Here is a 24,260-nt window from a genome sequence, read left to right on the forward strand (position 1 = left end):
CTCGACAGGCGCTGTTCCCTCTGCTGGCGCAAAAATACACGTAGGCTTTACAAGAACTTTATAAAAAATCGGTAAAAAAGTGGGTTTGTAAAGTTATCAAAAAGATTGAGTCAGTGGATCAGCGGATACGATCGACCGCTATGAAGTAGGTATTATAATTTCTCCAGAAGTTATACGTATTTACACGGTGTCACTACCAGAGGCTGAAGCGGTCATGCAATCCACGTTCCCTAACACAATGGTTGATTCGTCGCTGCCTACTTCTGCCGAGCTTCAAGTACCCCACCGATCGGCTCACTCACTCTTCAAGCGCCTGGTCGACATTGTGGGTAGTTTAGTTGGCTTGTTGCTACTGGTAATTCTCTTTATCCCTCTAGCTCTTGCTATCAAGCTAGATAGCCCCGGTTCTATCTTTTACGTTCAAGAGCGTTACGGTCTGCTGGGTCAAACGTTTCGCATCTATAAGTTTCGCTCTATGGTGCAGAACGCAGATGCTCTCAAGTCGCAGGTAAAGAACGAGGCAAGTGGGCTGATCTTCAAAAACCAGGACGATCCTCGCGTCACGAGAATGGGTCGCTTTTTGCGCCGCAGCAGTTTGGATGAGTTTCCCCAGTTTTGGAATGTGCTGCTTGGTGAAATGAGTCTCGTCGGCACACGCCCACCTACGGCTGATGAAGTTTCACGTTATGATAGCCACCACTGGAAACGGTTGAATGTCAAGCCGGGTATGACCGGAGAATGGCAGGTAAACGGTCGATCGATGGTCAAAGACTTTGAAGATATTGTCGAGCTTGATTTGCGCTATCAAGAGCAATGGCATCCGCTTTACGATCTGTCTCTGATTGCACGCACTATCTACGTCATCGTGGCAAAAGTGGGCGCGTTCTAAAATCGTTCACCGTTTTAAGGTTTTGGACAAAAGGATTTACAGGAGTAAGGGCGCTAGATGCGCCCTTTTTGCATTGTTTTGCGGATACTGAACCAATCGCCAACAGCCACCATACGCTGCTACTTGCTCACTAGCTCTTTCGCTAGGGCGAAAAAGAGAATGCCAAAGACAATGAGAGCAAGAATGACTGACACTGCGATAACCTCCTAAAGATGCCTCAACCGATCACTTAACTGGGTAGAAAAGCAACCCACCCTATTTTGCAATGCTTTAGTTCTTTGAGAGCGAGGTGCGATCGCCATCATCAGCTCCAAGCAAACGCGCCAAACGGACATTTGTACTAATTTGTGCTAAAAAACGTATCATTTAAATGGGCATTTCAGATCGTCCTGACTTTGGACTCAGACGAATACCTGTTGTCAGTTGTCAATGAATTGTTGCTAATTCACCATTTGGTTGCATCATGGTCTCTGTAAAAGACAGTGTGGACGGTCGGTTGATATGAATAGGCGATCGCGCTGGCATGGTCATCAAGCAGATGTAGCAGGCAGGTAGGAACGCTCAGCATGGTTTTACTGCTTACCGATGTTTTTCTGCTGCTGACCCAGGTATTGCTCTGGATTGTGATTGGGTTAGTCACCTGGTTTGTGCTGCTCAAAGCGCTGCCAAAAGCGTTCTTGGGCATGTTGGTGCTGCTGCTCATTCTGCTGATGCTGGGGGTGGGTTTTACCATCGAACCAGTCGGCTTTAATAGCTCGGATATTTTTAGAACGCTCTGGAATCTGATTTCGTTGCCGTTTAGACCGCTCAGTCTGGCTGTGATTCTGCTCCTGATTTTGCTGACCGGAGCAAAAATCAACAAGGTTGTCGGTAATATTATTCGTATTGGACTGGTGCTTTTGCTGGCGTGTTGCCTACCGATCGTGTCTTACTTTCTGGCTCAAGAGTTGGAATGGGAAGGCATCAAAATGATTCAATCTACTCCCACGCAGGTCGCTGGCAGCACGCCGATTATTGCGCTTATGGGAGAGGGCACAACACGTCCGTTTTTAGGACCAAGAACGACCTGCCCTCCAACAAGACCGCCAGCAGGGGCACCCCAACCCGCCACGCCAAGACCACCAGACGGCGAAGAACCGATGACCCTCGCAACGTATCGGGCACTGACAGAGGGACGCACTCAACTGCCGATTCAACTGACTGATAAAGCCGATCGCCTGCTGTATGCCGCCCAGCTTTATCGACAGAACCCTGGTAGCCTGATCGTGATTAGCGCTCCTCAGAGGCTCGATCGCAAGCTCAAAGAGGGAGAGACAAAGGAGAACGCGTCGGAAGCCAAAGATATTGAGACGTTTCTCAACCAGTATCTGGGGGTGCCATGCGGTGCCATGCGTTTAGACCACGATGGCATCAGCATTCGCAAAAGTGCTGAAAATATTAAAAAGCTACTGGACGGAATCAGCTATGGCAATCAACTGACCGTTGTCAATACTGCCATGAGCACGGAGCGGACGTTTCGCACCTTCCGAGAAGTGTTTGGCTTTTGCCCGATCGCCCGACCCACTGATTTTTACACCGTGCCCGCTCGGTCTAAGCTGGATAATTTAGCGCCAGAACGCGACCTGGTGGAGCACAATCTTCAGGCAACTGACTTTTTGCCCAGCGTTGATGCACTCTATTTGGGGTCACAGGCGATCGAAGAATATTCCAGTGCGCTCTATTATTTTCTGCGCGGTTGGATTAAATTTCGGGATCTTAGAGACTGTGGTGGCGTTGCTGTGGAACCCTTAGGTCGCGGTCAAGCCTTTTCTCCGCCTTCACGGCTAGAAACATCCCCGTTAGGTTCCACCTTTCCTCAAACGATTCCCTCTACTGACCAACCCTTTTCTCCTTCTCAAAGCACCGTTCCTACACGTACAGATCCTACACGCACAGATCCTACGCGCACAGATCCTACGCGCACAGACAATCCGTCTACTGGCACACGCAGCAACAGTCCCCCTTCTGACCAACCTTCTCAACAGTGGTAGACGACTAAGGAGAAATGTGGGCAAGCAGCAGTGAACGATCGCGGCTCCGATTCGTCTAGGATGAGAGAGTTTCCGCACTGATACAGCAACACCGACATACCGAACAATGGCTCAATCTCGACTGCGAAAACTGGGGCAATACCTTCGTCCTCACTGGAAAGCAGCAGTCTCAGGCGTTCTAGCACTTTTCATTGTGAATTTTCTGGGGGTTCGCATTCCGTTGCAGATTCGGGATGCGATCGACACGCTTCAGGTGACGTTTAGCTTTGATCAGGTTTTTTACTACGTGGTGCTGGTGCTGGGCATGGCATCGGCAACGTGGATTGTGCGAATGATCTCGCGGACGCTGCTGTTTGGTGTGGGTCGTCAGGTTGAGTTTGACCTGAAGCAGAAGCTATTTGCCCATTTGCTGACGCTAGAGCCATCCTATTTCGCTGCTAATACCGTTGGCGATCTCATCAATCGATCGACGAGCGATGTCGATAATATTCGCCGTTTGCTGGGATTTGCGGTACTCAGCGTAGCGAATACGCTGTTTGCCTACGCGCTGACGTTACCCGCAATGCTCAAAATCGATGTCAAAGTGACGCTGCTGTCGCTGGCGGTCTATCCAGTGATGCTGATCTTGGTGCAGTTGTTTAGCACGCGACTTCGGGCGCAGCAGATTGTCGTGCAGGAGCAGTTGTCTGATCTGAGCGAACTGATTCAAGAAGACATGAGCGGCATTGCCCTGGTGAAGATCTACGCTCAGGAAGAAAATGAGCGAGAGGCGTTTCAACGACGGAATCAGGAGCTTTTGGAGGCAAATATCTCGCTGGCGTTGACGCGCAGTACGCTGCTGCCGCTGCTACCTGGATTGGCAAGCGTAGGGCTGCTGGTCGTGCTGCGGTTTGGGGTCAGCGCCATCAATGAAGGTGCCATTACAGTCGGGGATTTTGTCGCGCTTTTACTCTATGTGGGTCAACTGGCGTTTCCGGCTGCCCTGCTTGGCTTCACCATTACGGCATACCAGCGAGGCGAGGTGAGCGTCGATCGCATCGAAACCATTCTCACCGTGCAGCCCAAAATTCGCGATCGTCCTGATGCGATCGCTCTATCACGATCGCAGGTTCAAGGTCAGTTGACCGCGCAAAACCTGACCTTTGCCTTTCCAACCGTCAGCGGTACCGTGAAGCCCGCACTGCAACAGGTGAGCTTTACGATTCAGCCACAGGAAACCGTTGCCATTGTAGGAACGATCGGCGCTGGCAAATCGACGCTGGCGAACGCATTACCCCGTTTATTAGACATTGCCCCCGGTCAACTGTTTTTGGATGGCTACGACATTACCCAGGTGCGGCTTGCCGATTTGCGTGGCGCGATCGCCTATGTGCCTCAGGACAGCTTTCTCTTCAGCACGACGATTAAAAACAACATTCGCTACGGGGAGCCAGGTGCAGATGAAGCGCTGGTGATTCAGGCTGCCAAACAGGCACAGATTCACAGCGAGATTCTCAACTTTCCGCATCAGTACGAGACGATCGTCGGCGAACGCGGCATTACGCTGTCGGGTGGTCAGCGGCAGCGCACTGCCCTAGCGCGGGCGTTACTGGTCGATGCACCGATTCTGATTCTGGATGATGCCCTTTCCAGCGTCGATAACCAGACCGCAACCCAAATTTTGCGCAATCTCTCTGAAGGCACCCATCGCAAAACGGTACTCTTCATCTCTCACCAATTATCGGCAGCCGCGAGTGCCGATCGCATTTTTGTCATGGAGCAGGGCGCGATCGTTCAGTCTGGGACTCACGCTGCCTTGCTGGGGCAGACAGGACTTTACAAAACCCTATGGAACCAGCACCAGCTAGAGGAAGTCTTGCAATAAACGGTGCTTCCAGATCATTCTCCGTATCGATTCGCTTCTGTCAAGCGTTTTATCCAATGCTTTGTTGCGTTTTACAGTGATGGTGAGCGTATCCCAAAGACGACGGGTAGTCTAAGGTAGCGATCCACGCCTATCAGCGAGTCAACTGTGTTTTAAAGCTGGGTAGAGAGTAGACCGATCGCGCTGAGTTTTAGCAGATGCGCTACCTCGATTTGGATGGCTGGGCTAAGAAACTAGTTGCTTTACGTAGAAAACGTCTAGAAACCTCACATTCAGTCGTGAGTTCACAGGTAACCACTCTTATAATCACTTATTGAAAGAACTGAGGGAGGAGTTACGATGCTCGGCACAAAACGTTGGCGTTACCACACGCTGCTTTCTCTAACTTTACTGGTGCCGTCTGTGCTGGTCACTGAGCTACCAGCCGCGACACAGACGGCTGTGCCCCGTCCTGCGATCGCATCACCCATCAAGGTTAGTCTTAAATTTAAAGTGCCGAAACGGGGTGCACCGCGATCGACCGCCGGTGGGGCAAGCCGTGGCTCCTGTTTGCGAGGTAGCCAGCAACCGACAAACAAACTGCTCACAGCGGTTGTGCCGAACACCAGATTGGGATTCACCTTTGCCGAGCGCCCCAGCTTTTTTGTCTACATTCCCCAATCTTCCGCACAAACAGCCGCGTTCCTTCTCCTTAGCGATGACGATACCAAAGTCGTTTACGAAACCACTTTTGCGCTACCCGCCACAGCAGGCATTGTGCGCTTTGACCTCCCAGACAGTGCCCCAGCCCTGCAAGTAGGGAAGCAGTATCACTGGTTTATGACAACGCTCTGCGATGCGACTACTGGCTTGAGTGGTAGCCCCACGGTAGAAGGATGGATTGAGCGATCGAACCCCGATGTCGCGCTGACAAAAGCCCTCCAAAAGACCTTACCGGGTAATCGTCCAAACCTGTATGCCGAGGCTGGCATCTGGCACGAAACGTTGACCGAACTTGCAGACCTCCAGCAGAAATATCCACAAAACTCCAGGTTTCTCAATGACTGGCGTGACGTGGTGCGATCGGTCGGGTTAGAGGCAATTGCAGCGGCACCCCTGGTGACTGCTAACACTGAGAAGCCGTAGCTGCGATCGCTGGAGGCGTGACCATCGTCCGGATGCAGTGATTAGTGATCAGAAAAAGCTCATAGCTGAGCGCTCAATTGTGAGTCTGAGTGCCCTGGAACTGCCCTATGTGGAACGTGCTGAAACAAAAGATCTGGCAATGGCGCGGAATGATCATCGCGGTGCCCAGCGTCACGTTCGTCGTTCTGGGTCTGCGATCGCTGGGCTTACTGCAAGCGTTGGAATTTCCAGTGCTGGATCAGTTTTTTCTCCTGCGTCCTCAAGAGGCGATCGACCCTCGCATTGTCATTGTTGAAATCAACGAGGCAGATGTGCAGAAGGTCGGGCATTGGTCGCTGACAGATGCAGAACTCGCTGGTTTGTTGGAGACGATTAAGCAGCAGAAACCAGCGGCGATCGGGCTGGATCTCTACCGCGATCTGCCTGTAGAGCCAGGTGGTCAAACCTTGGCTAACCTCTTTGCAACGACACCCAATCTCATCGGTGTCCAGAAAGTTGGCAGCAGCAGCGATAGTTCCCCGGTGAAACCACCTCCCGCTCTAAAGCAGCGCGATCAGGTTGGCGCAAATGACTTCGCGCTGGATGGCGATGGGAAAATCCGTCGGGGCTTGTTCTACCTCGAAGATGAGCAAGGTGAAAACGTCTTCAGCTTTGGGTTCACGCTGGCAGCCCTCTACCTGAAAGAGAACGGCATTGAGCCAGAGATGACTGCTGATCAGACCATAAAGCTAGGTGCAGCCATCTTTCCACCGTTGACCGCGAATACGGGCAGCTATGTCGGCGCTCAAGCAGGCGGCTACCAGGTCATGCTGAACTATCGGGGCACCATGCAGCGTTTTCAGACAATCACGCTAACAGAGGTGTTGGAGCGCAAGGTGCCATCCGATTTGATGCGCGATCGCATTGTGCTGATTGGTGCCACAGCCGAAAGCCTGAAAGACTTGTTCTACGTGCCATATAGCAGCAGTTTAACCGCTCCTACACGGATGGCAGGGGTCACCATTCATGCCAACCTGATCAGCCAGATTCTCAGTGCCGCGCTGGATGAACGAATGCCCACACTGAAAACCTGGAGCGAACCGCTAGAAGGACTGTGGATTTTAGGATGGGCAACAGTTGGGGCGATTTTAAGCTGGCGACAGCGTTATATGGGCAGACCAGGTATACGTCCCTGGAATACGGTCAGCGTGCTGTTTGCCTCAGGCTGTCTGGTGACGGGTGGCTACATCGCTTTTTTACAGGGATGGTGGCTTCCTGTTGTGCCGCCCTTCCTGGCGTTAATGGGGTCTGCGATCGTCATCACGGGTTATGTCGCCCGGTCTGCGGCTGAGATGCGCCGCACGTTTGGGCGCTATCTGAGCGATGAAGTCGTTGCCAGCTTGCTCGAAACGCCAAGTGGCTTAACCCTCGGTGGGGAACGCCGGAAAGTAACCATTCTGATTTCTGACCTGCGTGGCTTTTCAGCCATCTCTGAACGCCTGCCGCCTGAACAGGTCGTAACCATTCTCAACCTCTACCTGGGCATGATGTCGGATACAGTCAACCGCTACAACGGCACCATCAATGAGTTTATTGGGGATGGCGTTTTTGTCATGTTTGGTGCGCCCATTTATCGGGAGGACGATTCGGAACGTGCGGTTGCCTGCGCGATCGCCATGCAGTCAGCAATGGCAGAGGTCAATCAGCAAAATCAGCAGCTTGGGCTACCCGCGATCGAAATGGGCATTGGCATCAATACAGGCGAAGTTGTAGTCGGTAACATTGGCTCTCAACGACGCGCCAAATATACCGTCATCGGCAATCACGTCAACCTGGCAGCCCGCATCGAATCCTATACCGTTGGCGGACAAATTCTCATTTCGGACGGCACGTTCCGCGATGCTGGAAACATTGTGAATGTGGACAGACACATCCAGGTTGAACCTAAAGGCATCAAAGACCCCGTTACTCTCCACAATGTCAACGGCATCGGCGGCAAGCACAATCTCTCTTTGCCCGAAGAAAAAGAAGCATTCGTCATGCTCACGTCAGAAATACCCGTGCGCTACACCGTTCTAGAAGGCAAACATGCAGTGGGCACCCTGTTTGAAGGCACGTTGGTTAGCCTTTCGGATAAAAGCGCTGAACTGCGATCGGATCACTTCCTTACCCCACTCAGCAACCTCAAACTTAATTTACTTACTCCATCTCAAGCTGCTGCTGAACTGGATGACCTCTACGCCAAGGTCTTAAATAGAGCAGCGACCAACCCAGACTGTGTGCGGATTCGGTTCACAGGAACGCCTATTCGCTTTGCTGGTTTGGCTCCCGAAGTATCGGCGGCACTCGATCGGCTGCGGCGATCGGCATAGGGTTTAATCCTTTCGACAGTCGCTAATCAAACGAGTAACCTGCAAAGAAAACCTCTGTCGGAACTGACCTGACAGCACCCTTGAGCCAAAACAAATAACCTTTCACAGATGAGTTTAATATCGTTAGCTCAAGCTCAGTATTAGGCGGCGACTTCAACATAGGCTGATGAGGTTGTCGGTCGTGGAATCTCTAAACCTTCCAGTTTCAAGCCATCAAGATGAAACACGATCGCTTCATGCATATTCTGTTCAACCTCTTCATGGGTTGCCCCCGTTGAGACACATCCCTGTAAGTCAGGAGAATAAGCGGAATATCCATTTGTTGTCTTCTCAATGACGATAAGATACTGCATTATTTCAAACCCGCTTGCTTCAAAATACTATCCAAAGTTCCTGGCGCTAAATCGTCACTCAATTTTCCAGGTACAGTCACTAGACCTGGTTTGTAAGGATGCTTATATTGCCGATGACTGCCTCGTGTTCGAGCTAAGTACCAACCATCCTGCTCAATCAGTTTGATGATATCCTTCACCTTCATGTCTCAAGCCTAGAGAGAGCCTAGAGACTTGTCAACGCCGATAAACGTAGCTCGTAGTTATCGTCTGTCTGAGCCAATGTCTCGAAATACGATCTGCTAGATACCACTGAGATAAATGTCTACTGAACGTGGGCGGATAACCTCAGTAGACAGTTTCCATCGGTAACTCAGTAGACCAGCAAACGGTTTAGCTGCCATACCAGATGAATTCGATCGCGCTTGCAAGCTCTCTCCCACACTGCTCTTTTTCTAGCAAAACAGTCACGTGTCCCAACTTTCGACCCGGATGCGATTCTGCCTTGTCATACCAATACACATGAGCGTTAGAAACGGCTGCTAACTGTTGCCGCTTTTCCTGATAGTCGCTTTGAGACTCTTCATAGCCCAGAAGATTGACCATTACCGCTCCAGGAACCTGCATGGCAGGATTGCCCAACGGTAACCCGCAAACGGCTCGCAACTGTTGTTCAAACTGAGACGTTTCGCAGGCATCCAGCGTGAAGTGTCCAGAATTATGCGTGCGCGGAGCAATTTCGTTCACCAGTACTTTACCCTCAACCGTTAGAAACAGTTCGATGCCAAATAAACCTACAACTTCCAGGCTGCTGAGTAAGGTATGCACGATCGCCTCCACTTCTGCCACGATCGCCGCACTGATCGCTGCTGGTGCAAACACACGCCGACAAACCTGCTGTTCCTGCTGCGTTTCAACGATCGGGTAAATTACAACCTCGCCAGTGGTAGACCGGGCGGCGATCGCTGCCAGCTCCCGCTCAAAGGGCACAAACGCTTCTACTAACAGTGGCGTGTCTTCCAACCGACTCAGAGCCGCCTCTAGTTCCTGAGCATCTTTGACAATAAACGTTCCCTGACCGTCGTAGCCGTGTCGTCTGGTTTTAAGAACAATGGGAAAAGAAAACGTGGGAGGGGTTTGAGGCTTAAGCGTTGAGGTGGACTTGCCCTCTGTAGTTTGACTTCTCACTGCTTCTAAAGCCACAAATTGAGGTGTTGGCAACCCTAAATCACGCAGACAACAGCGCTGATGATATTTATCCAGCAAGGGCTTGAGGGCATCCAGGCTGGGGCGAAAACAAATCCCCTGCCCCGCTAACTGTGATAAAGCGTCCAGGTTAACGAATTCGTTCTCAAACGTAATGACATCGCATAAAGTCGCTAATTCTGCGGTTGCAGTGGCATCGTCGATCGCTGCCAGGATTGTCCTTGTCGCAATGCTCACCGCCGGATCGTCACAGGACGGGGTTTGCACGATCAGTTCCACACCCAATTTTTTGGCTGCTGCTGCCATCATCCAGGCAAGCTGACCACCGCCAATCACACCCACACGCTTGATCACATTCGTCTCCTCCCCGCGATCGTCCATCTACATACTCCCCACTCCCCACCTCCCGCCTTCTGCCCTCTGCCCTCTGCCCTCTGCCCTAACGACACCCCAACGACTCCCGCGTCTCCACTCCCGTCTTCGGGTTCACCCCACTTGCTAGTTGACACAATTCTCGAACTTGCACCCGATCTAAAATCGCACCACTAAAATCTGTTCCCGCAATATTCACGCCATCAAAGACAGTGCGGAGCATCATCGTATTCACTAAAACAGCATCGCTCAGATCGACGCGAGACAGCTTCACTTGATCCAGCATTGCCTGGGTTAAGTCGGCAGCGTGCAGATTGGTTTCCGTCATCGTCGAAGCACTGAAGACCGCACCAGCCAGATCAGCATTGGCAAAATTTGTCCGGTTGAGATTGGCGTTGGAAAACTCTGCCACACGTAGCGATTGCCCGGAAAAATCTTTGCCCGCTAGTTCAGCATTGCTATAAGACGGCGGCGGGGCGTATTGAGAGGAGTATTTAGCACCCGTTACCGCCTCTGCTTGAACGGGAAGCACACCGACAATCAGCAACAGCGAGAATAATGTGGCGAAAAAGCGGCTCATCAGCATTCGTCACGGTATGGAAACTACAGTTTTAGTGTAAGCCAATGCCACTCAAGGGTTGCTGCCAAACGCTGATGGCACACTGGCATGTTATGGCTGTCGCCTACAAGAATACAGACGAGAAAAGCTCGAATTTGAGCTTTCGTTTCAATTTCCGTAATGCCCCTGCCAAAACCTGTAGGAAGAAGCTAAGGTAACGGGTATCTTTTTGATGCTCAGACAGGGGGCACTAAGCAAGAATCAAGCCACTAGAGTCAACTCGATAAGCAATAGTCAAAACGTCTCCTCACTTCTTACTCCCATGCCAGAAGCACTCGCCATTTCTACCCGTGGGCTAACTAAACAATTTGAGCGCCAGATTGCCGTTAATGATGTCGATTTGCAGGTACAAGCGGGTGAAGTTTATGGGTTAATTGGTCCCAATGGTGCGGGTAAAACGACGCTGATCCGCATGTTGGCGACCGCAGAAGAGCCAACGATCGGCGAAATTTATATCAATGGCGATCGACTTTTGCGCGATCGCGACAACCCTCATCTGAAGCGGCAGCTTGGTTACTTACCCGATGACTTTCCACTCTACGACGACCTGACCGTTTGGGACTATCTGGATTATTTCGCACGGCTCTACCGACTACGAGATCCACACCGCAGTCGCCGCTTGAAAGACGTGCTGGAACTGGTGCAGCTTACTCACAAGCGCCATAGCCTGATTGCTACCCTCTCACGCGGGATGAAGCAGCGCCTTAGTCTCGGTCGCACCATTATTCATGAGCCTGTCCTGTTGCTGCTAGATGAACCTGTATCGGGACTAGACCCGATCGCCCGCGTTCAGTTCCGCGAAATTATCAAAGCGCTGCAAGAGGTTGGTATGACCATCCTGATTTCATCGCACGTCTTGAGCGATTTAGAGGAACTTTGTACCTCTGTTGGCATCATGGAACTGGGTTATCTGGTCGAAAGTGCCTCCCTGAAAAGCCTGTACCATCGCCTGAGCCGCCAGCAAATTGTGATTGCCAGTATGGGTGATTTAAGCGCACTCAAAGTGGAGTTAAACAATTGTCCTCATGTGGAAGGGATGGAGACTTTACCGGAAACTCAGAGTCTTTGCGTTCATTTTTCGGGTGGACTTCAGGAGTCAGCCGATTTACTGCGATCGCTCATTGCCGCAGGCATTCCCCTCACTGAGTTCCACCGCACTCAAGAAAATCTGGAAACCATTTTTCTCAAAATGGGACATCAGCAAACGTCGTAATAGTTGTTAGCGGTTAGTTGTTAGTGGTTCGCAGTTAGAAAGGTCAGAACGAACTCAAAACTCCATTCGGTTTGAGCAATCAGGGTCGAGAACAGAGAGAACAAAACGCAAAGATTCATTCCTTCGCACTAATGTCATTCAACTGGCTAGACTACTTTAGCGATCGCAGCCCTCAGTTTTTGCGGGAAGTGAAAGGGCGTTTGAAGCCTCGCGCTGTCACGATCGCAGCGGCAGCGTCACTGTCAGGACAGGGCTTTATCGTGCTGTATTTTCAAAGACTGGTACAGACGTTGTTGGACACCCCCATCAAGAATGAAACCGCATGGACTGCCTACGCCCAAATTGAAGCAGGCAACCTGAGAATTAACTGGCAGGGCTGGTGGTTTGAGATTTTTTACACGCTGACCTGGGTTGCTTTGACGCTGCTGCTGTTTCTGGGCAGTTACCTGCTGGTCAAAGATATTGCGAGAGAAGAGCGTCGCGGTACGTTTGATTTTGTGCGGTTGAGTCCAGCGTCGAGCCAGAATGTCCTGGTTGGCAAACTATTGGGTGTGCCAATCTTGCTGTACTGGGCGATCGCGCTTGCCATCCCGCTTCACCTTTGGGCAGCCGTCAGCGCTGGTTTACCGCTGTTAGCAATCATGGGTGTCTATCTACTGTTAGCGATCGCCTGTGTCTTTGTTTATAGCTTTTCGCTGCTGCACAGCTTGAGTTGGGGAGCCAAAGCACAGGGCACTTATGTGATGCCTCTGGTCGGCATTATCTATGCCGTTCTACATGGCTTGGGGGGCTATTGGGGTTTTCAATGCCGACAGCTCATCATCAATGCAGCAAACCAGGAGTACTGGTCTGCTGGTCTCGATTCTGGTTTCCCTGATGTAAATGACTGGGTTGTTGGCTTCACAGGCGTGCTGCTGCTTGGGCTAAGTACGCTTACCGTCTGGTTTTGGCGCATGTGTCGCAAACGTTTTCACCATCCACCGCTGCGTCCTTGAATTCGTTGATAGATCGCTTCTCACAAAATGTCCCGAATGATTCTGAGTTGGAGTATTAATCGCTATGACATTCGATCGGTTCTATAAATTCAGCGACTGGAATCCCCAGGTGTTTCGTGAACTCAAGGGTCGCGTGAAGAAACTTACTGTGTTTCTTACGGTTTTAGGGTCATGTGCGACACAGCTTTTGGTGCTGATGTACTTTTGGGTCGGGTTGCCTGTCGCACGATCGACCGATCGCTTTGACACGACCTCAAGATACAGTACCTATTGCACAGGTAGAGGGAGTTATCGCTCGTTTGAATGTATTTATGACGCGATCGGCAATCCACGCATCGCTTGGCAAAGTTGGTGGTCAGATCTGTTTCAGGCGCTTAGCTGGACGTTACCGTTTGTGCTGTTGCTTGCAGGCGTGTATATGCTCGTCAGCGATCTGGGTAAAGAAGAACGACGCGGAACGCTTAATTTCATTCGACTCAGCCCTCAAACTAGCCAAAATATTCTCTTTGGCAAGGTTTTAGGAGTACCAGTGATTCCGTATCTGGCAGTCTTGTTGGCGATTCCCTTGCATCTGGTAGTAGCGAATGGGGCAGGTGTTTCGATCGCCAATGTGCTAAGCATCTACCTGTTGACAGCGGCAGCCTGCGCGTTTTTCTACAGTGGTGCCTTGCTCTATGCTTTTATGAGTGGTGCTCAGGGTTGGGTGGGAGCTGTCGCCGTTTTTAGCAGCTACACGCTCTTCTTCCAAATCTGGACGAACTCATCGTACTACCGGGGCGAAGGCGATCGGCGCTATTTGGAGATGTCTGATTGGTTTCATCTACCAGTGGGTACGCAGCTCGGCTTTGCGATCACATTTGCACTCATTACGCTGGGAACGGGTGCTTACTGGCTCTGGCAGTCGGCAAACCGTCGCTTCCGCAACCCCGATGTTACACTGCTTAGCAAACGTCAGAGCTATTGGATGACGTTCTGTGTAGAAGTTTGGATGCTTGGGTTTGCCTTTCGGCAACTGCCTGAGTACTATAGACCGTTCAACGAATTGATTGTACTGGGCTTTTTCAATCTGCTGTGGTTTATGGTGCTGATTGCGGCTCTTACTCCTCAGCGCCAACTGTTACTGGACTGGGCACGCTATCGCCGTGAGCGGGTTGCCAGTAAGAGACAATTCTGGAGTCGCTCTATTGTCAAGGATTTGCTTTGGGGGGAAAAAAGTCCGGCACTGGCGGCGATCGCCCTTAACCTGCTGATTGCAGTTGCGGTTGCCTCGCTGTGGATAGTGGGATGGGCTGAGGCAAACTCACAATTTGACGCACTGGTTGTGATGAGTTTGGGCGCGACATTGACGCTGATCTGTGCCGCGATCGCTCAGCTAATGATGTTCATGAAGTCTCCCAAACGCGCACTCTGGGCAGCAGGTGCCGTTGCCGCTGTTCTTATCCTGCCACCTGTTGTTTTAGGTGCCTTGCAGATCACTACTGACAAAACGCCATTTGTGTGGCTCTTCTCGATCGGTGCCTTTTCAGCGTTACAGTCTGGTGTCTCAGCCACGGCTGCGCTGACCGCCTTGATGGGACAGTTGGGCATACTCAGCCTGCTTACCTTGCGCCTGACCCGTCAGGTACGACGAGCTGGTGAATCAGAGATGAAGGCACTGCTGGCAGCAAGCCGAAGCTAGGGATGCAGGAGTAGGGCTGTCGCTTGCTTCTGCGGAGCAGTAGGATAAAGGCTAAATTTTAGACTTACAGCGGTTACTGATTGGGTAAGCCACAGTCAAGCGAATATGGGTGTGGGGTGTAGGGTGTGGGGTGTGGTGAATGCAAATGAAAACGGCTGTAAGCGTTGATCCTTTAGCCTTTCTGCCTCAACCTTTTCTCATTGGCAGCTTCAGCGTTTTCTTAACCAGATCGGGAATCTGCCAGGGGCGATCGGCGACAGGAATTTTTGCCCGTCGAAACGCGTTAATCTTACTGTCTGCTGTGCCGACCTCTGTGCCTGGTTCAGCCGTTTGAGAGCTGATAATTGCGCCAGCGTGCCCCATCCGCCGACCTCTAGGAGCAGTGCGTCCAGCTACATAGGCAATCACAGGTTTGTCGATCGCCTCGGCAATGTAGTGGGCTGCCGCTTCTTCGCTATCGCCACCAATCTCACCTACCAGCACAATGACTTCAGTGCTATCGTCTTCGTCCAAAATTTGGAGCCATTGCGGGAAGGAGGAACCCACGATCGCGTCACCGCCAATGCAAACGCCGATCGACTGTCCTAAGCCTGCTTGTGTTAATTCCAGGGCAATCTCGTAGGTGAGTGTGCCGCTGCGACTGATTAACCCGACGTGTCCAGGTGTGTAAAACTCGCCAGGATGCAATCCTAACAGCAGTTGTCCCGGCACAATCAAACCAGGACTGTTCGGACCGATCACCAGCGTTTCGGTTACTTCTGCCTTCCTGAGTAAGCTCACCATATCCAGCGGCGGAATGCCCTCAGTAATCAGCACAAGCTGCCGAATGCCCGCCGCGATCGCCTCCAGTGCTGCATCTAGCGCTGCATATGGCTGCACAAAAATCACCGTCGAATCGACCGCGCCAACGACTGACAGCGCTTGCTCAACCATGTCGAACACGGGGATGCCTTGATGCGTTGTGCCGCCACATCCAGGGCTGACACCCGCAACGATCTGGGTACCGTATGCTTGCATCAAAGGCGCATACGTCGCACCTAAGGGTTGCGTAATGCCCTGTATCAGGACTCTGCTGCTTGGGGTGAAATTCATAACCGCTGATGATGGAGACGATCGCACCGTGGAAAAAACCTAACTGTAAAAAACCTAATAGTATCCAGAATGTATGAGAAAAGCGAACTCTACTGCTATTCAAGTCACAGTACAGCAACTTTGTCGAGAGAGAAATTACCCAAAGGTCGGAAGAGAACGTGTTTTGAAGCACTAAGAGCTTGCTAAAAAATAACTGCACGCTTTTGGATCAGCTATCAGCTATCAGCTATCAGCTTTTCGCTGACGGCTACAGACCATGCTGTTATTTCTGTACAACTCCTAGCCAGTCAACTGTTAAACCTAGTCAGTGCCTGACGACAGTAAAAACATTTAGCCTTCAGCCTACTGCTCCGCAGAAGCAAGCTACAGCCGTCCCCCACTACTCACGAATTACGCGTCGCTGCATTTGCCAACTTTACAGCCTGTGTAACCGCTTCATTGAGGCTATCAATGAGGGTTACCTGGACGCTTTCTAGGCGCGATCGTGCGAGTTCGCGATCGCGCCCAACGAGCCTTACAACCAGTTGAGGAAACCGAGTAGCTTGAGCAATCAGCGCTTCAGGACTGATCTCACTAATGCTGCGTGGTTTACGTACTCGGCTCAGCAGAGATTTAGCAATCACTGCTGCAATCTCATTGCAGGGAATCAAACCGCTGACAAGATTAATGAGCAAGACGCGCACCTGTTTTGTCTGCACCATCTGCTCTAACCCGCGTTCTAGCTGGTCCCGTAAAGCGGTTGGCGAGGCATCCCATTGCGTTTCACCGCCAATATTGAGAAAAACGGCTGGTTTTCCACCTGCCTGCGAAACAGCATCCATCGTTGCCATCATGAGTCCCGCTCCGTTGCATAGAATCCCAACCTGCCCATCTGGCTCCATCGCTGTAGGAGCCGCGCTGAGGTGCCCAGGTTGATTGACATCTGACTGAGCAATCAGGGCTGACAGGGCAGGATGGCGTGCCAGCGCATCATCGTTCACGGTAATTTTGCCGTCTAGCGCCATCACCTCGCCCGTAGCGGTGACACCCAGTGGATTGATCTCCACAAGGTCTAAATCATGTTGCACAAACAGCCGATACATTTTCTCCAACATGCCGCTAACCGATTCGATGAGCGCGCCTTGAAGCCCCATCTTGAGCGCCAGACGACGCGCGTAGAAGGGAGAAAATTCCTGATCAACTACCACATGCTGCATCTGTTCGAGTGCGGTCTGCACATCAATGCCACCTTTCTGTGAACCCAACAGCACAGGGCGACAGATCGATCGATTGAGAACGACTGCCAGATAAAATTCGCGATCGACATCGTACTTCGCTTCTGCCAGCAAGACGGTGGGATACTCACCCATGATCGGCAGATTAAAAATGGTCTGTGCTGCCGCGACCGCATCGATCGTGTTTTCGACAAAGCGCACACCGCCAACCCGCCCGCGTCCACCAATGTACACCTGAGACTTCAGCACAACTGGATAAGGTATCGTCAACCCTTTGAGATCCTTGGGGCGATCGATACGCTGAGACGGCAAGACCGGAATGCCCATCTCGCGAAACAATTCCTTCGCCTGATACTCCAACAGATCCATAGCGCTAACACCTTTTCCATCGACATAGCCTTCCTCTAAAGATAGACCTTCTTCCAGCTTCTCTCTACCGTGCTACCGATTCATGTTTAGTCAGGGTGGCTTAGATTAACGCAAGATAACCTGTTTAGAGAGCCATTACATGCCAGATTTGGGTGAACAAGCGATCAGTAAAGTTGCTGAGGTCGGCTTATCGAGCCAGTTAGATGAGGTAGAAAATCTGGATGTAGACATCAAAACCGATCCGGGGAAAATGCTCTCAGGTTCGGTTGATTCTGTCACAGTGAGTGCCACAGGGATGGTGATGCAGAAAGATCTCCGTGTAGAGTCGATGCAGCTTAGCACGAACCAGATTGCCATTAACCCCCTCAGCGCGGCGTTCGGCAAGATCGAGCTAACCCAGCCAACCGATGCCGAAACGCAGATCGTGCTGACTGAAGCAGACATCAACCGTGCGTTCAACTCTGAGTTCATTCGTGACAAACTGCAAAATCTGCAGGTGCATGTGAACGGCGAACTGGTAACCGTTGATACCAAGCAAGTAGAGTTCAAGCTACCTGGCGACAGTAAGGTGCTGCTGAGCACAGATGTTGTGTTGGAACAAGCGGGTGAAACGAAGCGGGTTGCCTTTACAGCAGTGCCGCGCGTGAGTGCTGACGGTCAATCGATCGCGCTGGATAATCTTGAATATATCGAAGGGAAAGACCTCTCACCCGAATTGACGGATGCTCTGCTAAACCAGGCGAATGAACTGCTGGATCTACGCAATTTTCAGCTTGGAGAGATGGCGCTTCGGCTGAAGATGCTGGAAGCACAGAAAGGTAAATTGTTGCTTCGGGCGATCGCCCACATTGAGCAGTTCCCAACTTAGGACTTGTTTAAGTCAAAGTTAAGTCAAAGTGCATCAGTCGTGCAACTGTGTTCACTGCTTCTCTATTGACTGCTTGTTCACATTGACGCTCGGCTGGTGTGTCTGCAAAAAGTGGTCCTCTAACCAATGGGGTCTAACAGTCCGGTTAAGCGTCACACTTCCCTCTTTCGAGAGAGCCGATGTCTCTCCGTTAGCAGGAGGTGTGTTACCTGTTTTACTCTTAGCCTTGATTTAGTAAAGTCTGATTTAGTAGAGACAGAGAGGGTCACATCATGAATAAAGATTCTGAACCGAACGATAATAAAGGAACGATCAACCAACCAATGACACCGGAAGAAGTTGATCCCGCACAAAAACAAGCGCAAAGAGAGGCGCTCGATCGCAACCCAAATATGACGGTCAATCCGGGCGATCGCATTGACGAGTCCAAGTCATTAGAAGAGAAAGCGCAACAGGTTGCTGTTGATGCGCCTGACATTACAGGAGATCACATCGTTGTACCGACCTACTTCGTTGTTGATGAACCAGACGGTAGCCAAAAAGCGCTTCACCACGTCAAAGACGCTGAAGAAATTTCTGATGTTGTCCGTCAGGCAGGTTACGGCGGCTAAGTAAGTCGTTTCCCTTCGTAGGAGCGTTACCCGTAGCGTTTCTACGAAAGCTTGTCTATTTGGCGTATAAGGAGATCGCTAACGCACGTATTCATTTAGCGTGAGCAAAGCGCGGATCTCTTGAGGTGCAGTTGGACAAAACGGCTAGAGAGTGATCCTATTTGAGTTGTGAGAAGCAGTTTGATGGCAGTTCCTAGTGGTTAGCTCTTTTTGCGTCTGCTAACTACGATCGCCGATCGCTCAATCATTAAATGCCGCTCACAACTGATTTGGAACTGCTATGGCTGTGACGATGCGATCGCTCCACTGATTCGTCACAACCGCGAACGATCCTCTCGTAAAGCTACAGCGATACAGATATAGCGAGAGGATTGTGTTTATGATTGGAACATTGAACCTTGACGATTGTCCTGATTCTGCAACCATTGTTCCTTTAAGTGACTACGCACGAGCAAAAAAGGAGCGTGGTTCTGGTGGTCAGAGACAACGGTATGACAACCTAAGCCGCAATTATGCAAACTAGCCACGCGCAGCCCGTAGTCCAGCCTCCTATGCCCATTCCAACGCCTCTCTCTAGACAGGATGCTTGGTCTCGCACAGTTCGACCTTTGGGCGCTTACGCCATTCAAGGGGTTGCTGTTTTAGACGATGCGCTTGTAGTGCTGGATTCAGTCAGGGGCTACCTGCTGCGAGTCGATCCAGTGACAGATAATGCGACGGTCATGAATCCCTATCGGGTTGATGATTTTGTTGGTGCCACTGGGCTGGCTGTATGGCAAAAAAATATCTGGTTCGCTCGTGAAGAAAATGTGTACGTTTGCAGCTTCGATGACCTGACTCCGCAGTTGTTTGTCACCATGCCTTATGAGGTGGATGGTGTTGCTGTGTGGGAATCTACGGTGTATGTTGCCAGCCAAAAAGAGGGCTATATCTCTATTTTTGAGCGCCAGTCACAGCGGCTGATTACCCGATTGCCGCTGCCAGGTGTAGGCATTACAAACCTGACGGTGCGCGGTGAAGAACTCTGGTTGTGCGATCGCCTGGAGCAAACAGTTTACTGCCTCGATCGTGCCACTGGCGAACAGCAGTTTTGTGTTCTGACCCCATTTGAGTTTCCGACTGGTCTTACATTTTACCCCAATCCAGAGCAAGGGCACGATCGCCTTTACATCTCCTACGCTGGCGAAGAACCGTACATTCGGGATAATCCAAACAACCTGGAAGAGCCGTTGGAGCTGACCTTTCGCGATCGCACCTTTATTCATCCGCTTTACATTCGGCACTGCCCTCAAGACCGCTACACCCTCTCTAACGGCTATCTGATCGAGATGTCTTACGCTGAGGAACTGCTGCCGCTAGAGGAAGTCGAGGTTCACAATTTAGAGTGGCGGATTGCGCTGCCAACGGAAACTCATCGCCAAAAAATCCTGCGTGTCGAGGCGATCGGACTTCCTTTTACAGAAGAATTACAAGATGGGCAGCGTGTAGCCGTCTTCCATTTTGATACGCTTAAGGCACACGAACGGCAGATCTTTGGTTGGAAAGCGCTTTTAGAAGTTCGCGGTATTAAGTACGCCCTGACACCTGATGACGTTGACAACCTGCCCGCGCTACCCGCAGGTTTTTATGACCGTTACCTGGTCGATGACGACTATCTAGCAATGGATTCGCCTGTGATCCAGCAAGCGGCGAAAGAGGCGATCGGTACCGAAACCAATTTGCTGCGAAAAATCCTGAAAATTCGTAACTACGTGTACGATCGCCTCTCTTACAGCCTTACGCCTCACATTGATACGCCTGATGTCGTCTGGGAACGAGGCATTGGTTCCTGTGGAGAGTACGTCGGTGTACTCTTGGCATTAGCAAGATTAAACGGCATCGCCTGTCGCACAGTGGGTCGTTATAAATGCCCTGCTAAAGCTGACCAGCATCACGTCCCTTTAGAACCGGACTATAACCATGTCTGGATAGAGTTCTACGTACCGGGCTATGGATGGCTACCAATGGAGTCAAATCCCGATGATGTTGTTGAACGTGGACCCTATCCGACGCGCTTTTTCATGGGCTTACCCTGGCATCATGCCGAAATCGGTAAGGGCATCCCGTTTGAAACTATCACCACGCAGGATGATAGTGCAGATGTTTCGATCGGTGAGTTAGCCATTAACCACGTCCGCTTTACAATTCTTGGCGAACTGCCACCGCTGGATGAGGTGCACCGTTGAAGCTAAACGGCTGCAACGAACTAATGCTTGTGACTGGTTGTGATCAATAGCTAGAGAAAGACTGATGGCTGGTCGCTAAACGCGTTTGTGCGAAAGCAATAAGACCTGATAGATCGTAAAGCCAGTCATCACCGTCAAGACTACCAATGAAACCATTATTCTACCTAGAACTCTGAGCCTAGCTTGCCCAAAACCAGCAGGGTCGTTTATCAGCCAGATCGCCGATCTTTCCCAATGATTAAGGCTGCGGGTTCGTGGGTTAGGACAATATGCAAAAAACAAGCTCACAACGTAAAAGATTTAGTGCCCGGAAGATCTCGTGAGAGCGATAGCCACCTTGTGTTGCTCAACACGTCGCGGTTGAGTATGCGTTAGTCCTTCTAATACCATTTCACTAAACTGTGGCTACACAGGCAAGCTTCGGCTGGCAGTCAGCGGTCAGCGATCAGCCGCAAAAACGAATCTGTAGGGCGATTTTATAGAATTGGTATGAGGCATCCTCTGGTGTTGAAGCACGCGCAAGCCCTATTCAGTGCATTCAAGCAATGGGTGATGTAGAGGAGATGAATGCTGCATGTAGTCTCGTCAAGACTCCATAAATTCGACTTTCTCTAGCTTGTGGTTCTCCGTAGAATTGCTGACAATTTGCTTAAGACGCACGTTTTTAGGTTAATCACTTTTTCGATCGCTCTACCAACTACGCCCAGAGACACCGCACTGAGGCAAGACCGAAGCTAAGGCATTTTTACGTCTTGTGAGGGGCAGGCGCTAGAGCGACCACTGATTATTCATTACCTGCGCCAGCCCCAAAAGGGTGTCATCTCCTGAGTGCTTACCCCTTAATACTGCAGGAGCAACCGTATGAAACCGTCAGTCAAACAATTCTCTCGCGGCGATTCTGAAGGCTTTACTTTGATTGAACTACTGGTCGTGATTGTGATTGTGAGCATTTTGTCTGCGATCGCGCTGCCCTCGTTTCTAAACCAGGCAAGTAAAGCGAAAGAAACTGAATCGAAACAGTACATTGGTGCACTCAATCGTGCTCATCAAGCATACTTTTTAGAAAAAAATACCTTTACTGAAGACTTTTCGCTTCTAGGCTTAGGCATTAAAACTCAGACTACAAACTATACCTACGCCATTCAAGATAATACTGAAACGTCTGCTATCAACGTCTCTTTTCCTCAGAATCCGGTTTCACTGAGAGCACACGTTGGAGGCGTTAGCGTTGGTAGCACCACTGGTGCAGCGGGTGGTGAATTAACGACGCTGGCAGTGTTGTGCCAGTCGCAGAAACCTCAGGCGGGTGATCCTGCTGGTGTGACGTTTGTTGCTGATGCTGGACCCTCTTGCGCTGGATCATTTGACAACTTGGCTAATTACTGACTTGAATGTGCCTGTGAGCGATCGCGCTGACGTTACTCTCGCTGTGCTGGCGATCGAAAAGTGACGTAGACTGAGGGTTCTAGACGACTGCACGCTCTGAATTGTCCTGCTAGACCATCAGGATATGACGATCGTTCTCTTTGAGGTTGAGTTTTAGCCTGCGGTTAGCTATGCAATCAATTCAAAAGCTGACGGCTGACGGCTGACCGCTAAATCACTTCAGTGCCAACCTGACAACATCATTTTATGGGTGCTTCGACAACCTTAAAGAACTACATTAACGGCGCATGGTGTGTCTCAACAGCTACCACCTACCTGGATATCATCAATCCGGCGACGACAGACGTTCTGGCAACGGTACCACTATCGCCTGCTAGTGAGTTAGACCAGGCAGTACAGGCAGCCGCAACTGCTTTCGTGAGCTGGCGACGCACCCCCGCAACCGATCGTATCCAGTATCTTTTCAAGCTCAAGCCGCTGCTAGAAGCGCATCTTGACGATTTAGCGCTCACCATTACCCAGGAATGCGGCAAAACCCTGGCGGAATCAAAGGGTGAACTGCGGCGGGCGATCGAGAACGTCGAAGTTGCCTGCGGTATCCCCATCTTGATGCAGGGCTACAACTCAGAAGACGTTGCGAGAAATATTGACGAAAGCATGATCCGTCAGCCACTGGGCGTAACAGCGGTGATTGCGCCCTTCAACTTTCCCGGCATGATTCCCTTCTGGTTCATACCGTATGCGATCGCCTGCGGCAACACTGTCATTCTTAAGCCATCTGAGCGGGTGCCGCTCACCATGCAAAAAGTCGTGCAGTTGCTGGAGCAAACTGGCTTACCAAACGGCGTTGTGAACCTGGTGAATGGTGACAAAACGGTCGTTGATGCCATTCTGGATCACCCGCTGATTCGGGCAGTCAGCTTTGTTGGCTCTACGCCTGTTGCTAAATACGTCTACAGCCGTGCCGCTGCAAACGGTAAACGCGCTCAGTGTCAGGGCGGAGCCAAGAATCCGGTCGTGATCCTGCCGGATGCTGACATTGCGATGACCACGCGGATTATGGCAGATAGCGCTTTCGGCTGTGCAGGACAGCGCTGTTTGGCAGCCTCGATCGCCTTCACAGTCGGCAATGCACGGCAGACATTTACAGAGGCGATCGCAGAAGTTGCTCAAACGCGTGTGGTTGGCTATGGCTTAGATGAGGGCGTACAGATGGGACCAGTCATCAACGCTCAAAGTCAGGCACGGATTGAAGGACTGATTCAAAAAGGGGCAGACGAAGGAGCAACGGTGCTAGTAGATGGTCGTCAACCCAAGATTTCTCGCTACGAGGCAGGCTCGTTTGTGCGACCCACGATTTTGCAAAATGTTGATCCTAGGGGCGAAATTGCCCGTACTGAGATCTTTGGTCCCGTGCTGAGTTTGATGCATCTAGAGACGATCGACGACGCGATCGCTCTGATCAACAGTGGTCAATACGGCAACATGGCGTGCCTGTTTACTAGCAGTGGTGCTGCGGCGCGAAAATTTCGCTACGAAGCCGAGGCTGGCAACATTGGCATCAACATTGGCGTGGCAGCTCCCATGGCATTCTTTCCCTTCAGTGGGTGGAAGGACAGCTTCTTTGGCGATTTACACGGGCAGGGGCATCAGGCAGTCGAATTTTTCACGCAAACCAAGGTCGTAGTTGAGCGCTGGCAGGATTGGACGCGGCAGTTTTAGCGGTGAGCGATCGTGCGTAATCCTGAACGACTTGTTCAAACTGCAAGCTTTGGCTTTGTTGCAGTGCCTTTGCTATGGGCTTGCCAAGCCTCATCTCAC

20 protein-coding genes are annotated in these 24,260 nt (G+C 51.1%); 13 read left to right on the forward strand and 7 right to left on the reverse strand.

Annotation, left to right across the window (positions count from 1 at the left end):
- The first annotated feature begins 238 nt into the window (after window positions 1–238).
- Window positions 239–889: a sugar transferase gene (locus AC5JO6_RS28945; protein ID WP_496084646.1), complete on the forward strand. Its 651-nt coding sequence runs from the start codon at window positions 239–241 to the stop codon at window positions 887–889.
- 445 nt (window positions 890–1,334) lie between these two features.
- On the opposite strand, the gene AC5JO6_RS28950 is transcribed toward AC5JO6_RS28945, so the two are convergent.
- Window positions 1,335–1,457, reverse strand: a complete 123-nt coding sequence (locus AC5JO6_RS28950; protein WP_496084516.1) for a hypothetical protein — start codon at window positions 1,455–1,457, stop codon at window positions 1,335–1,337.
- On the opposite strand from AC5JO6_RS28950, the gene AC5JO6_RS28955 reads away from it, so the two are divergent.
- From AC5JO6_RS28955 to AC5JO6_RS28970, 4 genes are all read left to right on the forward strand, one after another.
- Window positions 1,456–2,919 (forward strand): YdcF family protein, encoded by a 1,464-nt coding sequence (locus tag AC5JO6_RS28955; protein WP_496084517.1) that lies wholly within the window; start codon window positions 1,456–1,458, stop codon window positions 2,917–2,919. The genes AC5JO6_RS28950 and AC5JO6_RS28955 overlap by 2 nt on opposite strands.
- A gap of 106 nt (window positions 2,920–3,025) precedes the next feature.
- Window positions 3,026–4,783, forward strand: a complete 1,758-nt coding sequence (locus AC5JO6_RS28960) for an ABC transporter ATP-binding protein (protein WP_496084518.1) — start codon at window positions 3,026–3,028, stop codon at window positions 4,781–4,783.
- A gap of 339 nt (window positions 4,784–5,122) precedes the next feature.
- Window positions 5,123–5,908 carry a DUF928 domain-containing protein gene (locus tag AC5JO6_RS28965; protein ID WP_496084519.1) on the forward strand — a complete coding sequence of 262 codons (786 nt, stop codon included), beginning with the start codon at window positions 5,123–5,125 and terminating at the stop codon, window positions 5,906–5,908.
- A gap of 107 nt (window positions 5,909–6,015) precedes the next feature.
- A complete protein-coding gene (locus AC5JO6_RS28970; protein WP_496084520.1) occupies window positions 6,016–8,259 on the forward strand; it encodes a CHASE2 domain-containing protein in 2,244 nt (747 codons plus the stop codon).
- 140 nt (window positions 8,260–8,399) lie between these two features.
- Here AC5JO6_RS28970 and AC5JO6_RS28975 read toward each other — a convergent pair whose 3' ends face one another.
- The 4 genes from AC5JO6_RS28975 to AC5JO6_RS28990 all read right to left on the reverse strand — a co-directional run bounded on the left by AC5JO6_RS28975 (window position 8,400) and on the right by AC5JO6_RS28990 (window position 10,755).
- Entirely contained in the window at window positions 8,400–8,612 is a 213-nt protein-coding gene (locus tag AC5JO6_RS28975) for a type II toxin-antitoxin system HicB family antitoxin (RefSeq protein WP_496084521.1), read from the reverse strand.
- Complete coding sequence (locus AC5JO6_RS28980) at window positions 8,612–8,797, reverse strand: type II toxin-antitoxin system HicA family toxin (protein WP_496084522.1); 186 nt, start codon at window positions 8,795–8,797, stop codon at window positions 8,612–8,614. Before AC5JO6_RS28980 ends, AC5JO6_RS28975 begins: the two co-directional genes overlap by 1 nt.
- A gap of 187 nt (window positions 8,798–8,984) precedes the next feature.
- On the reverse strand, window positions 8,985–10,148 hold the full coding sequence (locus AC5JO6_RS28985) for a 5-(carboxyamino)imidazole ribonucleotide synthase (RefSeq protein ID WP_496084647.1): 1,164 nt from the start codon (window positions 10,146–10,148) through the stop codon (window positions 8,985–8,987).
- Between the two features lie 88 nt (window positions 10,149–10,236).
- Window positions 10,237–10,755 carry a pentapeptide repeat-containing protein gene (locus tag AC5JO6_RS28990; RefSeq protein WP_496084523.1) on the reverse strand — a complete coding sequence of 173 codons (519 nt, stop codon included), beginning with the start codon at window positions 10,753–10,755 and terminating at the stop codon, window positions 10,237–10,239.
- A 295-nt stretch (window positions 10,756–11,050) separates the two neighbouring features.
- Here AC5JO6_RS28990 and AC5JO6_RS28995 point away from each other — a divergent pair, with 295 nt between their 5' ends.
- From AC5JO6_RS28995 to AC5JO6_RS29005, 3 genes are all read left to right on the forward strand, one after another.
- Entirely contained in the window at window positions 11,051–12,001 is a 951-nt protein-coding gene (locus tag AC5JO6_RS28995; protein ID WP_496084524.1) for an ABC transporter ATP-binding protein, read from the forward strand.
- A 131-nt stretch (window positions 12,002–12,132) separates the two neighbouring features.
- On the forward strand, window positions 12,133–12,996 hold the full coding sequence (locus tag AC5JO6_RS29000) for a hypothetical protein (RefSeq protein ID WP_496084525.1): 864 nt from the start codon (window positions 12,133–12,135) through the stop codon (window positions 12,994–12,996).
- A 64-nt stretch (window positions 12,997–13,060) separates the two neighbouring features.
- A complete protein-coding gene (locus AC5JO6_RS29005) occupies window positions 13,061–14,674 on the forward strand; it encodes a hypothetical protein (protein WP_496084526.1) in 1,614 nt (537 codons plus the stop codon).
- A gap of 186 nt (window positions 14,675–14,860) precedes the next feature.
- Here AC5JO6_RS29005 and AC5JO6_RS29010 read toward each other — a convergent pair whose 3' ends face one another.
- A complete protein-coding gene (locus AC5JO6_RS29010; RefSeq protein WP_496084527.1) occupies window positions 14,861–15,766 on the reverse strand; it encodes a succinate--CoA ligase subunit alpha in 906 nt (301 codons plus the stop codon).
- Window positions 15,767–16,149: 383 nt separating this feature from the next.
- Window positions 16,150–17,349 carry an ATP-grasp domain-containing protein gene (locus AC5JO6_RS29015; protein ID WP_496084528.1) on the reverse strand — a complete coding sequence of 400 codons (1,200 nt, stop codon included), beginning with the start codon at window positions 17,347–17,349 and terminating at the stop codon, window positions 16,150–16,152.
- Window positions 17,350–17,488: 139 nt separating this feature from the next.
- On the opposite strand from AC5JO6_RS29015, the gene AC5JO6_RS29020 reads away from it, so the two are divergent.
- From AC5JO6_RS29020 to AC5JO6_RS29040, 5 genes are all read left to right on the forward strand, one after another.
- Complete coding sequence (locus AC5JO6_RS29020) at window positions 17,489–18,217, forward strand: LmeA family phospholipid-binding protein (protein ID WP_496084529.1); 729 nt, start codon at window positions 17,489–17,491, stop codon at window positions 18,215–18,217.
- Between the two features lie 272 nt (window positions 18,218–18,489).
- Window positions 18,490–18,828, forward strand: coding sequence for a hypothetical protein (locus tag AC5JO6_RS29025; protein ID WP_496084530.1), 339 nt, complete (start codon window positions 18,490–18,492; stop codon window positions 18,826–18,828).
- A 512-nt stretch (window positions 18,829–19,340) separates the two neighbouring features.
- Window positions 19,341–21,053 carry a transglutaminase domain-containing protein gene (locus AC5JO6_RS29030; RefSeq protein WP_496084531.1) on the forward strand — a complete coding sequence of 571 codons (1,713 nt, stop codon included), beginning with the start codon at window positions 19,341–19,343 and terminating at the stop codon, window positions 21,051–21,053.
- 861 nt (window positions 21,054–21,914) lie between these two features.
- A complete protein-coding gene (locus AC5JO6_RS29035; protein WP_496084532.1) occupies window positions 21,915–22,439 on the forward strand; it encodes a type IV pilin-like G/H family protein in 525 nt (174 codons plus the stop codon).
- Between the two features lie 246 nt (window positions 22,440–22,685).
- Window positions 22,686–24,161, forward strand: a complete 1,476-nt coding sequence (locus AC5JO6_RS29040) for a CoA-acylating methylmalonate-semialdehyde dehydrogenase (protein ID WP_496084533.1) — start codon at window positions 22,686–22,688, stop codon at window positions 24,159–24,161.
- The last annotated feature ends 99 nt before the right edge of the window (window positions 24,162–24,260 follow it).

The sequence above is a fragment of the Tildeniella sp. genome, from assembly GCF_059505325.1.

Coding starts and splice junctions, on each gene's coding strand:
- AC5JO6_RS28975 (WP_496084521.1), bottom strand. CDS start 8,612: ATGCAGTATCTTATCGTCATTGAGAAGACAACAAATGGATATTCCGCT.
- AC5JO6_RS28990 (WP_496084523.1), bottom strand. CDS start 10,755: ATGCTGATGAGCCGCTTTTTCGCCACATTATTCTCGCTGTTGCTGATT.
- AC5JO6_RS28945 (WP_496084646.1), top strand. CDS start 239: ATGGTTGATTCGTCGCTGCCTACTTCTGCCGAGCTTCAAGTACCCCAC.
- AC5JO6_RS28980 (WP_496084522.1), bottom strand. CDS start 8,797: ATGAAGGTGAAGGATATCATCAAACTGATTGAGCAGGATGGTTGGTAC.
- AC5JO6_RS28970 (WP_496084520.1), top strand. CDS start 6,016: ATGTGGAACGTGCTGAAACAAAAGATCTGGCAATGGCGCGGAATGATC.
- AC5JO6_RS29005 (WP_496084526.1), top strand. CDS start 13,061: ATGACATTCGATCGGTTCTATAAATTCAGCGACTGGAATCCCCAGGTG.
- AC5JO6_RS28950 (WP_496084516.1), bottom strand. CDS start 1,457: ATGCTGAGCGTTCCTACCTGCCTGCTACATCTGCTTGATGACCATGCC.
- AC5JO6_RS29000 (WP_496084525.1), top strand. CDS start 12,133: ATGTCATTCAACTGGCTAGACTACTTTAGCGATCGCAGCCCTCAGTTT.
- AC5JO6_RS29035 (WP_496084532.1), top strand. CDS start 21,915: ATGAAACCGTCAGTCAAACAATTCTCTCGCGGCGATTCTGAAGGCTTT.
- AC5JO6_RS29010 (WP_496084527.1), bottom strand. CDS start 15,766: ATGAATTTCACCCCAAGCAGCAGAGTCCTGATACAGGGCATTACGCAA.
- AC5JO6_RS28995 (WP_496084524.1), top strand. CDS start 11,051: ATGCCAGAAGCACTCGCCATTTCTACCCGTGGGCTAACTAAACAATTT.
- AC5JO6_RS29025 (WP_496084530.1), top strand. CDS start 18,490: ATGAATAAAGATTCTGAACCGAACGATAATAAAGGAACGATCAACCAA.
- AC5JO6_RS29015 (WP_496084528.1), bottom strand. CDS start 17,349: ATGGATCTGTTGGAGTATCAGGCGAAGGAATTGTTTCGCGAGATGGGC.
- AC5JO6_RS29040 (WP_496084533.1), top strand. CDS start 22,686: ATGGGTGCTTCGACAACCTTAAAGAACTACATTAACGGCGCATGGTGT.
- AC5JO6_RS28960 (WP_496084518.1), top strand. CDS start 3,026: ATGGCTCAATCTCGACTGCGAAAACTGGGGCAATACCTTCGTCCTCAC.
- AC5JO6_RS28955 (WP_496084517.1), top strand. CDS start 1,456: ATGGTTTTACTGCTTACCGATGTTTTTCTGCTGCTGACCCAGGTATTG.
- AC5JO6_RS29020 (WP_496084529.1), top strand. CDS start 17,489: ATGCCAGATTTGGGTGAACAAGCGATCAGTAAAGTTGCTGAGGTCGGC.
- AC5JO6_RS29030 (WP_496084531.1), top strand. CDS start 19,341: ATGCAAACTAGCCACGCGCAGCCCGTAGTCCAGCCTCCTATGCCCATT.
- AC5JO6_RS28965 (WP_496084519.1), top strand. CDS start 5,123: ATGCTCGGCACAAAACGTTGGCGTTACCACACGCTGCTTTCTCTAACT.